The 12741-nt window shown below is 65.7% G+C and carries 15 protein-coding genes; 11 read left to right on the plus strand and 4 right to left on the minus strand.

Translation table 11 applies throughout. The annotated features are described in order from the left end of the window. Positions 1–91: 91 nt before the first annotated feature. The 6 genes from ACZYZF_RS09925 to ACZYZF_RS09950 all read left to right on the plus strand — a co-directional run bounded on the left by ACZYZF_RS09925 (position 92) and on the right by ACZYZF_RS09950 (position 6303). The gene (locus ACZYZF_RS09925) at positions 92–844 is read left to right on the plus strand and encodes a deoxyribonuclease IV (RefSeq protein WP_463835515.1); all 753 of its coding nucleotides are present in this window, start codon (positions 92–94) and stop codon (positions 842–844) included. Between the two features lie 65 nt (positions 845–909). Continuing rightward, complete coding sequence (locus ACZYZF_RS09930; RefSeq protein WP_463835517.1) at positions 910–2034, plus strand: phosphatase PAP2 family protein; 1125 nt, start codon at positions 910–912, stop codon at positions 2032–2034. A 65-nt stretch (positions 2035–2099) separates the two neighbouring features. Further along, a complete protein-coding gene (locus ACZYZF_RS09935; RefSeq protein WP_463835518.1) occupies positions 2100–3728 on the plus strand; it encodes an acyl-CoA dehydrogenase family protein in 1629 nt (542 codons plus the stop codon). Positions 3729–3813: 85 nt separating this feature from the next. Continuing rightward, positions 3814–4728 (plus strand): crotonase/enoyl-CoA hydratase family protein, encoded by a 915-nt coding sequence (locus ACZYZF_RS09940; protein ID WP_463835519.1) that lies wholly within the window; start codon positions 3814–3816, stop codon positions 4726–4728. A 1-nt stretch (position 4729) separates the two neighbouring features. Then, positions 4730–5542, plus strand: a complete 813-nt coding sequence (locus ACZYZF_RS09945) for a PaaX family transcriptional regulator C-terminal domain-containing protein (RefSeq protein ID WP_463835520.1) — start codon at positions 4730–4732, stop codon at positions 5540–5542. Beyond that, positions 5539–6303 carry a crotonase/enoyl-CoA hydratase family protein gene (locus tag ACZYZF_RS09950; protein ID WP_463745040.1) on the plus strand — a complete coding sequence of 255 codons (765 nt, stop codon included), beginning with the start codon at positions 5539–5541 and terminating at the stop codon, positions 6301–6303. The genes ACZYZF_RS09945 and ACZYZF_RS09950 overlap by 4 nt, the downstream gene beginning before the upstream one ends. A gap of 77 nt (positions 6304–6380) precedes the next feature. Here the strand turns inward: ACZYZF_RS09950 and ACZYZF_RS09955 are convergent, their stop codons facing one another. The 4 genes from ACZYZF_RS09955 to ACZYZF_RS09970 all read right to left on the minus strand — a co-directional run bounded on the left by ACZYZF_RS09955 (position 6381) and on the right by ACZYZF_RS09970 (position 9625). Continuing rightward, positions 6381–7856, minus strand: coding sequence for a hypothetical protein (locus ACZYZF_RS09955; RefSeq protein ID WP_463835521.1), 1476 nt, complete (start codon positions 7854–7856; stop codon positions 6381–6383). Between the two features lie 380 nt (positions 7857–8236). Continuing rightward, positions 8237–8713, minus strand: a complete 477-nt coding sequence (locus ACZYZF_RS09960; RefSeq protein WP_463745038.1) for a MarR family winged helix-turn-helix transcriptional regulator — start codon at positions 8711–8713, stop codon at positions 8237–8239. Between the two features lie 130 nt (positions 8714–8843). Further along, positions 8844–9260: a DUF3060 domain-containing protein gene (locus ACZYZF_RS09965; RefSeq protein WP_463745037.1), complete on the minus strand. Its 417-nt coding sequence runs from the start codon at positions 9258–9260 to the stop codon at positions 8844–8846. Between the two features lie 32 nt (positions 9261–9292). Beyond that, on the minus strand, positions 9293–9625 hold the full coding sequence (locus ACZYZF_RS09970) for a DUF3060 domain-containing protein (protein ID WP_463745304.1): 333 nt from the start codon (positions 9623–9625) through the stop codon (positions 9293–9295). A gap of 176 nt (positions 9626–9801) precedes the next feature. Between ACZYZF_RS09970 and ACZYZF_RS09975 the strand changes: the two genes are divergently transcribed. The 5 genes from ACZYZF_RS09975 (at position 9802) to rpsG (ending at position 12732) form a co-directional block, all read left to right on the plus strand. Then, entirely contained in the window at positions 9802–10380 is a 579-nt protein-coding gene (locus tag ACZYZF_RS09975) for a DUF3558 domain-containing protein (protein WP_463745036.1), read from the plus strand. Between the two features lie 2 nt (positions 10381–10382). Beyond that, the gene (locus ACZYZF_RS09980; RefSeq protein WP_463745035.1) at positions 10383–10913 is read left to right on the plus strand and encodes a DUF3558 domain-containing protein; all 531 of its coding nucleotides are present in this window, start codon (positions 10383–10385) and stop codon (positions 10911–10913) included. Positions 10914–10993: 80 nt separating this feature from the next. After that, positions 10994–11617: a TetR/AcrR family transcriptional regulator gene (locus ACZYZF_RS09985; RefSeq protein ID WP_463745034.1), complete on the plus strand. Its 624-nt coding sequence runs from the start codon at positions 10994–10996 to the stop codon at positions 11615–11617. A gap of 270 nt (positions 11618–11887) precedes the next feature. Next, positions 11888–12262, plus strand: coding sequence for a 30S ribosomal protein S12 (rpsL, locus tag ACZYZF_RS09990; RefSeq protein WP_003881867.1), 375 nt, complete (start codon positions 11888–11890; stop codon positions 12260–12262). Then, entirely contained in the window at positions 12262–12732 is a 471-nt protein-coding gene (gene rpsG, locus ACZYZF_RS09995; RefSeq protein WP_003881868.1) for a 30S ribosomal protein S7, read from the plus strand. The genes rpsL and rpsG overlap by 1 nt, the downstream gene beginning before the upstream one ends. The last annotated feature ends 9 nt before the right edge of the window (positions 12733–12741 follow it).

The following is a 12741-nucleotide window of genomic DNA, read 5'->3' on the forward strand; positions in this document are numbered from 1 at the left end:
GACACAAATGTCCCCGAAACGCCGCGTGATTTGGGACATTTGCGTCTGCTCGGCGGAGAGAGTGTCACCGCGCCTCACTAGACTTGGCGGCGTGCTGATCGGTTCACATGTAGACAACACCGACCCCTTGGCCGCGGCGGCTGCCGACGGCGCCGATGTGGTGCAGTTCTTCCTCGGGAACCCGCAGAGTTGGAAGAAGCCCAAACCGCGTGAGGATGCCGACGTGCTCAAGGCGTCGACGGTGCCGCTGTACGTGCACGCGCCGTATCTGATCAACGTGGCCTCGGCCAACAACCGGGTGCGGATCCCGTCCCGCAAGATCTTGCAGGACACGTGCGACGCCGCCGCCGAGATCGGCGCCACCGCGGTGATCGTTCACGGCGGCCATGCCGACGACAACGACATGGACGCCGGGTTCGAGCGCTGGGTGAAGGCGCTCGACTATCTGAAGACCGATGTGCCGGTGTACCTGGAGAACACCGCGGGCGGCGATCACGCCATGGCGCGGCATTTCGACACGATTGCCCGGCTGTGGGATCACATTGGCGACAAGGGAATTGGTTTCTGCCTCGACACCTGCCATGCGTGGGCGGCGGGGGAGGGGTTGATCGACGCGGTCGAGCGCATCAAGGCCATCACTGGGCGGATCGACCTGGTGCACTGCAACGATTCGCGCGACGCCGCCGGCTCGGGCGCCGATCGCCACGCCAATTTCGGTGCCGGGCAGATCGATCCGCAGTTGCTGGCCGCGGTGGTCAAGGCGGCCGATGCGCCAGTGATCTGTGAGACGTCCGAAGCGGGGCGCAAGGACGACATCGCGTTCCTTCGCGAGCACGCCGGCTGACACGTTCGGCGATATGAACCGCTTTCAACGACGCCATGACGTAACGGTGAACTAACGTCACCTCTGTGACCGCGGTTGATGACTCGGTAACCGAAGAAGCTCCCGCGCAATGGGGTGCTACCACTCGTGCTCGTCGGCTGCGCCTTCTGCGGTACAGCGTGATCGCGGTGTGGGCTGCGGTGGTCATCTACCGCACCGCCACGGACGGCTTCGCGTTCAACCGGGAATTGTTGCTGCTCTACATCGCGACCGGGCTGCTCGCCGCCAGCATCGGGCAGGGGCGACGGATGCTCTACGTCATCCGCGATTGGTTGCCGTTCGCCCTGGTGCTGGCCGCTTACGACCTGAGCCGCGGGGCGGCCACCCTGGTCGGCCGGCCGACGTTATGGCACTGGCAGGTCGACGCGGATCGGTGGATGTTCTTCGGCACGGTGCCCACGGTGTGGCTGCAGGAACAGTTGAAGCTGGTGCACCCGCCGTGGTGGGAAGTCGTGATCAGCACGGTCTACATGTCGTTTTTCATCCTCCCCTACGTCGTTGCCGGGGTGCTGTGGCTGCGTGACCGCGAGGAGTGGAAGCGGTTCGTGCGCCTGTTCGTCGGACTCTCGTTCGCGGCCCTGGCCATCTACGCGCTGCTGCCGGCCGCGCCGCCGTGGGCGGCGGCGCGCTGCGATGCCGATGACGTCGACGGCGGCCCGTCCGGGCCCGGGTGCATGTTCCGTTCGGCGCGTGAAGCCGTCGACGGGGGACTGCTCGGCACCATGCAGGGCAGTCGTGATGGCGCGCACGAGTGGATCGAACGGATCGTCACCCGCGGCTGGGGCAAGCTCAATCTGCACACCGCGACGGCATTGATCGACCAGGGACAGGCCAGCGTGAACCTGGTCGCGGCCATCCCGTCCCTGCACGCCGGTCTGACCGCTGCCGTCGCCGTCTTCTTGTGGAACCGCGTGAACGGTGGCTGGCGACCGCTGTTGGTGGCCTATCCGCTGATCATGGCCTTCACGCTGGTGTACACCGCTGAGCACTATGTGGTCGACATCCTGCTCGGCTGGGCATTGGCGGCCGTGGTGCTGCTCGTGCTGCATCGCTTTGACGCGCGGCGGTCGGCACGGTCCGCTGAGACCGACGAACGGCCCCGCGACTGCGACGACCTGTCGACTCCGGTGGCCGAACTGGACCCGGCCTGAGCCGACCTCGCGGGGATCGCATTACAACTATTGTGCGGCTGTCGAAAATTTGTAACACTGGGCGCATGGCTGATACGCATGTCGTCACCAATCAGGTCCCAGCGTTGGAGGACTACAACCCCGCCACGTCCCCGGTGCTCGCCGAGGCACTGATCCGCGAAGGCGGGGAGTGGGGTATCGACGAGGTCCACGAACTCGGCGCGATCAACGGCAGCGCCAAGGCTCAGCGCTGGGGCGAGCTGGCCGACCGCAACCAGCCGGTGCTGCACACCCACGACCGCTACGGGAACCGGATCGACGAGGTCGAATATGACCCGGCCTACCACGAGCTGATGAATGTGGCCGTCACCCACGGCCTGCACGCTGCCCCATGGGCCGACGACCGGGCGGGCTCGCATGTGGTGCGTGCCGCCAAGACCTCGGTGTGGACCGTTGAACCCGGGCATGTCTGCCCGATCTCGATGACCTACGCCGTGGTGCCTGCGTTGCGGTTCAACCCGGAGCTGGCCGCGATCTACGAGCCGCTACTGACCAGCCGGGTGTATGACCCGGAACTCACGCTCGCTACGACGAAAGCCGGTATCACGGCGGGAATGTCGATGACCGAGAAACAGGGTGGCTCCGACGTGCGCGCCGGCACCACCGAGGCCACCCCCAACGGCGACGGCACCTACTCGCTGCGCGGCCACAAGTGGTTCACCTCGGCCCCGATGGGTGACATCTTCCTGGTGCTCGCCCAGGCGCCCGGCGGGTTGAGCTGTTTCTTCCTGCCGCGCATCCTGCCCGACGGCAGCCGCAACCGGATGTTTCTGCAGCGGCTCAAGGATAAGCTCGGCAACCACGCCAACGCCTCCAGCGAGGTCGAGTACGACGGCGCCACGGCCTGGCTGGTCGGCGAGGAGGGCCGCGGAGTCCCGACCATCATCGAGATGGTCAACCTCACCCGGCTGGACTGCACGCTGGGCAGTGCGACCAGCATGCGAAGCGGTCTGAGCCGCGCCGTGCACCATGCTCAGCACCGAAAGGCGTTCGGCGCCTACCTGATCGATCAGCCGTTGATGCGCAACGTGCTCGCTGACCTTGCCGTGGAGGCCGAGGCGGCGACCATGCTGGCGATGCGGATGGCCGGCGCCACCGACAAGGCCGTGCGCGGCGACGAGCGCGAGTCGCTGCTGCGCCGCATCGGTCTGGCCGCCGGCAAGTACTGGGTGTGCAAGCGGGCCACCCCGCACGCCGCCGAGGCCATGGAATGCCTGGGCGGCAACGGCTACGTCGAGGAATCCGGTATGCCCCGGCTGTACCGCGAGGCCCCGCTGATGGGCATCTGGGAAGGCTCGGGCAACGTCAGCGCGCTGGATACCTTGCGCGCCATGGCAACCCGGCCCGAGAGCGTCGAGGTGCTCTTCGACGAGCTGTCCAAGACCGCGGGGCAGGATCCCCGACTGGACCGCCACGTCGCCACGCTGCAGACCGACCTTCAGGACATGGAGACCATCCAGTACCGCGGTCGCAAGGTCGCCGAGGACATCTCGCTGGCCCTGCAGGGCGCACTGCTGGTGCGTCATGGCCACCCGGCGGTCGCCGAGGCGTTCCTGGCCAGCCGGCTCGGCGGGCAGTGGGGCCAGGCCTTCGGCACGCTGCCGACGGGGCTGGACCTGGCTCCGATCCTCGAGCGGGCGCTGGTCAAGGGATGATTTCTTTCGCCGAGCAGACACAAACTCGCACAATTCAGGGTCATTTTGTGCGAGTTTGTGTCTGCTCGCGGTGGGAGGTGAGCGCATGAGCGTTGAAACGCTCAAGACGATGACCTACGAGGTCACCGACCGGATAGCGCGAATCACGTTCAACCGTCCCGAAAAAGGCAACTCGATAGTCGCCGACACCCCATTGGAGCTGCAGGCTCTGGTCGAGCGTGCGGACCTGGACGCAGGAGTTCACGTGATCCTGGTGTCCGGCCGCGGGCAGGGGTTCTGTGCGGGATTCGACCTGTCCGCCTACGCCGACGGCACGGGCGAGGCCGGGGGAGGCCGCTACGACGGGACGGTGCTGTCCGGGAAAACCCAAGCGGTGAACCATCTCCCGGACCAACCGTGGGATCCGATGGTGGACTACCAAATGATGAGCCGGTTCGTGCGCGGCTTTTCCAGCCTGATGCATGCCGACAAGCCGACCGTGGTCAAGATCCACGGTTACTGTGTGGCCGGCGGCACCGATATCGCGCTGCACGCCGACCAGGTGATCGCTGCCGCCGACGCCAAGATCGGCTACCCGCCGATGCGGGTGTGGGGCGTTCCGGCGGCCGGCCTGTGGGCGCACCGGCTGGGCGACCAACGTGCCAAACGTCTTCTGTTCACCGGGGATTGCATCACCGGCGCGCAGGCCGCCGAATGGGGTCTGGCCGTCGAGGCGCCCGAACCCGAGGATTTGGACGATCGCACCGAACGCCTCGTCGCGCGCATCGCCGCCATGCCCGTCAACCAGCTCATCATGGCCAAGCTGGCCTGCAATTCCGCGTTGCTGCAGCAGGGTGTGGCGACCAGTCGGATGGTCAGCACCGTGTTCGACGGTATCGCCCGGCACACCCCCGAGGGCCACGCCTTCGTCGCCGACGCGGTTGAACACGGCTTCCGCGAAGCGGTGCGCCACCGCGACGAGCCGATGGGTGACTCCGGGCGCAGGTCTTCCGGCGTCTGAGATGGTCGTGCTCAAACGGATGGCGGCCCGCTCGGTGGTGTTGAGCGTGCTGCTCGGCGCCCATCCGGCTTGGGCGAGCGCTGCCGAGCTGATCAGGCTGACAGCCGATTTCGACATCAAGGAACCGACGTTGCGGGTGGCGCTGACTCGCATGGTCAGTGCCGGTGACTTGGTTCGTTCGGAGGACGGCTACCGGTTGTCGGACCGGTTGTTGACCCGTCAGCGCCGACAGGACCGCGCGATCGATCCGCAGTTGCGTGAGTATGACGGTCAATGGCTGACGCTGGTCATCACCAGCGTCGGTACTGACGCCCGCACCCGGGCCTCGCTCCGGAATGCCCTGCAGCAGTACCGGTTCGGTGAACTGCGTGAGGGCGTGTGGATGCGCCCGGACAATCTCGACCAAACGTTGCCGCCGGAGATCACCGACCGGGTGCGGGTTCTGCGCGCCAGGGACGAGGATCCGGCCGGTCTGTCCACCACGCTGTGGGACCTGCCCGGCTGGCAGCGCACCGGCGAACAGTTGTTGGACGAGATGGCCGACGCGGCCGACATCCCGGGGCGGTTCGTCGCGGCCGCGGGCATCGTGCGTCATCTTCTCTCGGACCCGGTGCTGCCCGACGAGCTGCAGCCGCGCAGTTGGCCGGGTGCTGATTTGCGTAAGGCCTACAACGACTTCGCCGCCGAACTCGTCGACCGGCGCGACGGTGCTGACTACGTCGCGTCCCGCGACGGTACTGATCACGTCGCGTCCCGCGACGGTGCTGACTACGTCGCGTCCCGCGACGGTGACAAACTTATGGAGGCAACGTGACCGAAGCTGTCCGGGTTGAACGCAACGGTGCGGTGACCACGGTCATCATCGACCGCCCGCACGCCCGTAATGCGGTGGACGGGCCCACCGCCGCGGCCCTGTTCGCCGCGTTCGAGGCATTCGACGCGGACGATGACGCGGCGGTCGCGGTGCTGACCGGTGCCGGTGGCACCTTCTGCGCCGGTGCCGATCTCAAGGCGTTCGGTACGCCCGAGATGAACCGGCTGGACCACGCCGGGCCCGGGCCGATGGGTCCGAGCCGAATGGTGTTGTCCAAGCCGGTGATCGCCGCGATCAGTGGCCACGCGGTGGCCGGCGGTTTGGAACTGGCGCTGTGGTGTGACCTGCGGGTGGTCGAGGAGGACGCCGTGCTGGGCGTGTTCTGCCGCCGGTGGGGAGTGCCCCTGGTCGACGGGGGCACCGTCCGGTTGCCCCGGCTGATCGGGCAGAGCCGCGCCATGGACCTCATCCTGACCGGGCGCGCCGTCGACGCCGCCGAAGCCCACGCGATCGGCCTGGCCAACCGGGTGGTGCCCAACGGGCAAGCTCGCGAACATGCCGAGCAACTGGCTGCCGAGCTTTCGCGGCTGCCTCAGCAATGTCTGCGGGCCGACCGCCTCTCGGCACTGCACCAGTGGGGCGAATCCGAGCAGACGGCAATGGAATTCGAATTCACCAGCATCGAGCGCGTCAAAGAAGAAGCCGCCCACGGAGCGGGACGGTTCGCCGGGGGAGCCGGCCGGCACGGCGCGGGCGCGTAAGCCGCGCCGGCCGCAGGCACGGCGCTCGGTGGGATGTCCCAACCGAGCGCCGTTCGCGCTGCTGCGCGGGCCAGAGGTTACCCGCTGTGGTCCCCACCGGCGCGGTGCTTGGCGCCGCCGCTGCGTGCCTTGGCTCCGTGCTTGGCCGTGTCGCGTTGCGCCTTCGCCACGTTCTTTACCGTCCCGACCACCCGCTTGGCCGATCTGCTGGTATTCCGTTCTGTCCGAGTGTTCTTCGCGTCTGAGGTGTCCGTTGCGGCCGACGTTTCGGCCGGCTCGGCTTCGGCCTCGGCACCGGTTGGGGTGCCTACCGTTTCGGTGTCCACGGCCGTTCGCTGCGGTGTGACGGACAGTGTGACCGTCTTGACTGCTGCGGCGGTGGAGTCCGCGATGCGGTCGACGGCGCGGGTGAAGTCGGCAGCAGGATCGCCCAGCGCTCGAGTTGCGGCCAAAGCCTTCCTGTTGACCGTCGGTGTGTCCGCGGCTACGTCGGCCGTCACATCGGTTGGTGTGGTCGGCTCGTCCACCTCGGCGGTCGCTGGAACCTCAGGAAGGCTCGGCTTTTGCCAGCCGATGGCGGTCGCGATCGTCTGCGGCAAGGTCACCAGGAGGCTCTCGACCAGGCCGCGGTTGAACACCGCATCTGCCGCGCTGAGCAGGCCGGATGTGCCTGCCGCGATACCGTTGTAGTACCCGTTCAGCACAGCGCCGGTGAGTACGGCGGGAGTGTTGACGAGCGCATTGAGGGCCGCGGCCGGATCGCCGGCCTCGGCGGCGTCGAGAACGTTTTGGGCACTGTCGCCCAACACATTGATCACGCCCTCCACCGGATTCAGCACGCCGAGGCCCAGGGGCATCAGCAGATCTGGCACCGTAGACAGGGCGTTCAGGAGGTTCCGGCCCATCCCCAAGGGGATCTGCATGATGTTGATCAGGGGGTTGGCAAAAGCAAAGAGGCGGAACACCACATTGCTGAGAACGCTTGCCGCGCCGGCGACATTGGCCGCCGCGAGATAGTCGACGGCCTGGTTGACGAAGTACTTCAGCCTGTAATCCTCAGCCGATGTGAAGAACTGGATGTAGCTCATGGCAGCTGCGTCGAGCGAGGTCGCGAGTATCTGTCCGTTGGCCATTTGATTGGCGATGACCTGCTGCAGTATCGGAAATGGGTTGGCGGCCATTTCTCCGCCGATTTGCGCCACGTTCTCGAAGGCAGGCTCGAAGACGTTCAGCCATGCCGTGATCGGGTCGACGGCGAATGGGTTCTCGAGTTCGTCGGCGAGTGCGGTGAGTGCGACCGACGTCGATGAGACATGAGGTGTCGCAACCATGGCGTCGGGCAGCGCTGAAGTGACCGGGCTGATCGGACTTACCGCGATGGCGCCGGCCCCGGCCAGCGCGATCCCTGCAGTCAGTGTCGATCGCATGGCTAAGTGCATTGAGATCCCATTTCTCCTACGTGTTTTTGAATGCATGTGAAAGTACCCGAGGTATCCCGGGTAGTTGTCGATTGGAACAAAACTGACCAGTGGTCGTGGCTGACCGCCGCACATCGGCAATTCGAGGTTCAGGCAAACGGCGTGTTCGCGGACTCCTGTGGGATCTGATAGCAAACTATTGTGCTCGTCAAAACATTTCGATTCGCAAGTAGTTGGCAGAAAACTGAAACTTGTTCATCAAACCCGGGGCAATAGGGGGAAATGAGGGTAAGGAGGTGGTACAGCGGCGTTCAGGGGAATCGCCGGGCGCTTGGGCCGGCTATCGATCCAGGAATGACAGTCGCCGGAGTTCGCGCCCGGAGGCTGTGGTCCGTAGCAACTCTGGCCTGATGCGCTGAACTTCGTGGTGCGGGCGATGAGATGTTCGTGACTCGTCGCAGTCGCGCCGTCGGCCCTCCGGGGTGTCCGACAGGTAAAAAATGAATTCAGCCGTGTCAGCCGTGGATCGGCGGAAGGGCCGCGTTGATGCGTCGGCAACAATCACCCACCGACGTCATCTGATTACGCGACAGCTGGTCCAGGTACAGCGTGCGGACGGCTCGCGCATAGCTGCGCATCGCGTTCTGCAGGCGGGTGCGCCCAGCACGGGTGATGGTGGCGTGCACCGACCGCCGGTCGTGCTGATCGGGCGCGCGGGTGACCAGGCTGCGTGATTCCAAGCGACGGATCCGCGCGGTGGCGCGGCTCGGAATCAGCGCCAGGGACCGGGCGAGGTCACCCATTCGAGCGGATCCGCTTTCTGATTTTGTCAGCAATTCGAGCAGCAGGACATCGACCAGTGCGAGATCGTGTTCGTCCATCAGCGTTTGGTCCACGTTGTGGCACAGCTGCGTCGACGAATCGAGGAAGCGCTGCCAGCACTCCTGCTCGATGTCCTCGAGGTCGGGAAAAGCGCCGGCTGGTCGGCTCACGCCCGTCTGCCCCACAGCGGATGATGCTAACAATCCGCAGTGCTGGAGAAGGTCGGTTTCCGTCAGAATGCCTTCAGGCAGAACGTATTCAAGATGTCGGCACTAGGCAACGGCTGTGAGGCCGGAGCGTCTAACCCTTGCTGACCTTGTTGTTGCTGCCGGTGTTGGTGACCTTCGGGTCACCCGCCGCGTAGCTGACCGTGTTGTTGAGCCCGATGATGGTGAGCCCCTTGTCGATCCGCTCGAAGGTGATCTTGTTGTCGGACCCGCCGATGTTGACGTTGGCGCAGGTGCCCTTGACGGTCAGCGTGTTGTTGGTGCCGCCCACCGTGAGGGATTTGCCGTCGGCGCAGTCGATGTCGGTCGTGGTGCCGACCGACATGTAGTTGATGGTGTTGCCGACCTCGACGTTGACCCCGGACTGTCCCGCGGTGGCGCTGGGGGTGCTGGTGTCCGAGCTTTCGGATCCACAGGCCGCCAGGGTCAAGGCAGCCGCGGCGGCACCGATCCCGAGGATCAGGCGGGTGTGGGGGAAACGGGTGAGCACGGGTCTGCCTCTGCTTTCTTCCTCAGACTTCGTCAGGCGGGGACGCGACTGATCTGGTTGGTCATCCCCAGTTCACGGCCGCGATCGACGAGTATCGGATCACCGTTCTTGAAGAACACGGTCTGGTTGTTGCCGTACACCGTGACGTCGTTGATGACGTTGTCGGCGATGATCACATTGGACGACCCCTGCACGGTCACCGCCCAACAGGTACCCATCGCGTTGATCCGGTTGTCACTTCCGTTGACGATCAGCGTGCCGCTGTTGCAATCCAAAGTTTGTTCGAGGCCCTGGCCGGTGATGGTGGTGTCACCGTTCTTGGCTGCCGCGCCGGGCGCGCCGACGGTCAGCGCCGGCGGCAACATGAGCAGTCCGGCAGTGACTGTCCGGCCCACAGCTGTCCAATTCACGGTGAATCCCCTTCCGATCCGCTGGGAGAAGAGTACGTGGCGCCCTCGCGGTGACGGCACGGGTTGGCCACTTTGACGGGCGGTTGCCGATAGGTCGCGTGCGGTGTCGCTGCTGGGTACCGTGTTCAGCAATGCGTCGGTGTGTTGTTCGGGCTGCTGCCGTGGCAGTCACAGCCGTGGTGACCGTCGCGGGGTGTTCGCACACCATCGACGGGGCTGCCCAGCGCGCGTCGGCCGATACCGCCGATCCCGATCGCAGTTTCGGCTACGTCGACGACCGGTGCGGCCTGCTCGTCGACAGCACGGTCCAGGAGATCCTGGTCGCCGACAACGTGGTGCGCCCGTACAGCGGGGCGGTCTGCCAGTACGTGTTGTCGCGTAAGGCCGGCGCGGCGCCCAATGCAGGCCCGTTCGCGATGCTCGACGTGATCTTCTCCTGGTTCGAGAAGGGGTCGCTGCAGCGAGAGCGGGCGGTGGCCCGCAGCCGTGATGCCGAGATCACCGACACGGTAGTCGAACGGCACCAGGCATTCCTCGCGCGCCGCGATGTCACCGGCGCAGCCTGCTCGGCAACCGCTTCCGCCGGGTCGGGCGTCATCAGCTGGTGGGTGCAGTTCCGCGGTGCGGGCAGTGCCGGCGCGGCGGGCAAAGGTGAGCCGTGCCAGGACGCCAAGAAGCTGCTCTCGGCCACTCTCCAATCGGAACTCTGACCGTGACGTACCGCTGCCTCGCCGCGAGGTGTCTGGCCGGCTTCGCAGCCGCAGTGGCGTTGCTGACCGCGTGCGGGCCGTCGGATACGTCGCCGGCTCCCGAATCCGGCCCCCCTGGCGCCGGCTTCCACGGCTCGGACTGCAACGGCATCACCGATGCCGATATCGCCGATGCCGCCGGATCGTCGATGTTCACCAAGGCCGTGGTCAGCGACAATGGGTGCTTCTGGCAGGAAAACTCGGTGCTGGGCACGTTCGGTGCCGGCATGGGCATCTCCACTTGGTGGTACCGGGGCAGTGATATGGACACCGAACGGACATTGGAGACCCAGGCCGGGCGCGCCTTGACCGAACTGTCGATCGACGGGAACAAGGGCTTCCGGGCGGCCGACGCGAATGTGTGCAGCATCTATGTGGCCAAGGGCGAGGACGTCATCACCTGGTCGATCCAGACGATGAATCCGGCCACGCTGCCTGACCTGTGTCAGGTCATCGAGAAACTCGCCCGGCTCAGTCAGGGCCGGGTCAACTGATCTGCACTGTCCGAGGGGCTACAGTTTCACGGCGACCCCAACAGCGGCGTCAATCACATCGACTCGAAGGCAGTGCGTACATGTCAGCTCGGCCGGAGCCACAGGCGGCTGGCGCACGACGTCCCCAGTCTCGGCCGGCGCGCACCACCAAGCTCAGCCGTGACGCCATTGTCAACGCGGCATTGACGTTCCTGGACCGTGAGGGCTGGGACGCGTTGACCATCAATGCGCTGGCCAACCAGCTCGGTACGAAGGGTCCGTCGCTCTACAACCACGTGGACAGCCTCGACGACCTGCGCCGTACGGTCCGCATGCGCGTGATCGACGACATCATCGAGATGCTCAACACCGTCGGTTCCGGCCGCACCCGTGACGATGCGGTGTCGGTGATGGCCAGTGCCTACCGCAGCTACGCCCACCACCATCCCGGTCGCTACTCGGCGTTCACCCGGATGCCGTTCGGCGGAGACGATCCGGAGTACTCGGCTGCCACCCGGGCCGCGGCCGGACCGGTCATCCAGGTCCTGACTTCCTATGGGCTGGAGGGCGAGGATGCCTTCTACGCCGCCCTGCAGTTCTGGTCCGCCCTGCACGGCTTTGTACTGCTGGAAATGACCGGTGTGATGGACGACATCGACACCGATGCGGTGTTCACGGATATGCTGCGGCGGTTGGCCTCTGGTATGGGGCAACTGGGGGCGTAGCGTCTGACCTGGGAATAGGTCGTCGTGAGCGGGTTTGGTTCGGCGCGGCCAGCCCTGGTATCGTGGTAGATCGTGCCTGGCCGGAAGGCGCATGCGGCTGAGTGTTTCGCAAGCGTGCCCGCACGCCGGGCCAATCTGCATGTCTAACACGCATCGGAATTCCACCGGTGCAAGCACGTGCGACACGCCCGGACGCGGGGTAAGCGGCCGGGGGATAACTGCAGTACAGAGACTTAGAACAGCAAAGAGCAACACAGAGAAAGCCGGTACATGCCAACCATCAACCAGCTGGTCCGCAAGGGTCGCCGCGACAAGGTCGCGAAGGTCAAGACCGCGGCCCTCAAGGGCAGCCCGCAGCGCCGTGGTGTGTGCACCCGCGTGTACACCACCACCCCGAAGAAGCCGAACTCGGCGCTTCGCAAGGTCGCGCGCGTCAAGCTGACCAGTGGGGTTGAGGTCACCGCCTACATCCCCGGTGAGGGTCACAACCTGCAGGAGCACTCGATGGTGCTGGTGCGTGGCGGTCGTGTGAAGGACCTTCCGGGTGTTCGTTACAAGATCATCCGCGGGTCGCTGGACACCCAGGGCGTCAAGAACCGCAAGCAGGCCCGTAGCCGCTACGGCGCCAAGAAGGAGAAGAGCTGATGCCGCGCAAGGGTCCCGCGCCGAAGCGTCCGTTGGTCAACGATCCGGTCTACGGCTCGCAGCTGGTCACCCAGCTGGTCAACAAGGTTCTGCTGGACGGCAAGAAGTCACTGGCCGAGCGCATTGTCTACGGTGCGCTGGAGCAGGCTCGCGACAAGACCGGCACCGATCCGGTCGTCACTCTCAAGCGCGCGCTCGACAACGTCAAGCCCGCCCTCGAGGTGCGTAGCCGCCGCGTCGGTGGTGCCACCTACCAGGTTCCGGTCGAGGTTCGCCCCGATCGCTCCACCACCCTGGCCCTGCGTTGGCTGGTCAGCTTCTCCAAGGCCCGTCGTGAGAAGACCATGATCGAGCGCCTCGCCAACGAGATCCTGGATGCGAGCAACGGCCTGGGCGCCGCTGTGAAGCGTCGCGAGGACACTCACAAGATGGCCGAAGCGAACCGGGCTTTCGCGCACTACCGCTGGTGATACCCGCGC

The organism is Mycobacterium sp. IDUB_24 (genome assembly GCF_055419385.1).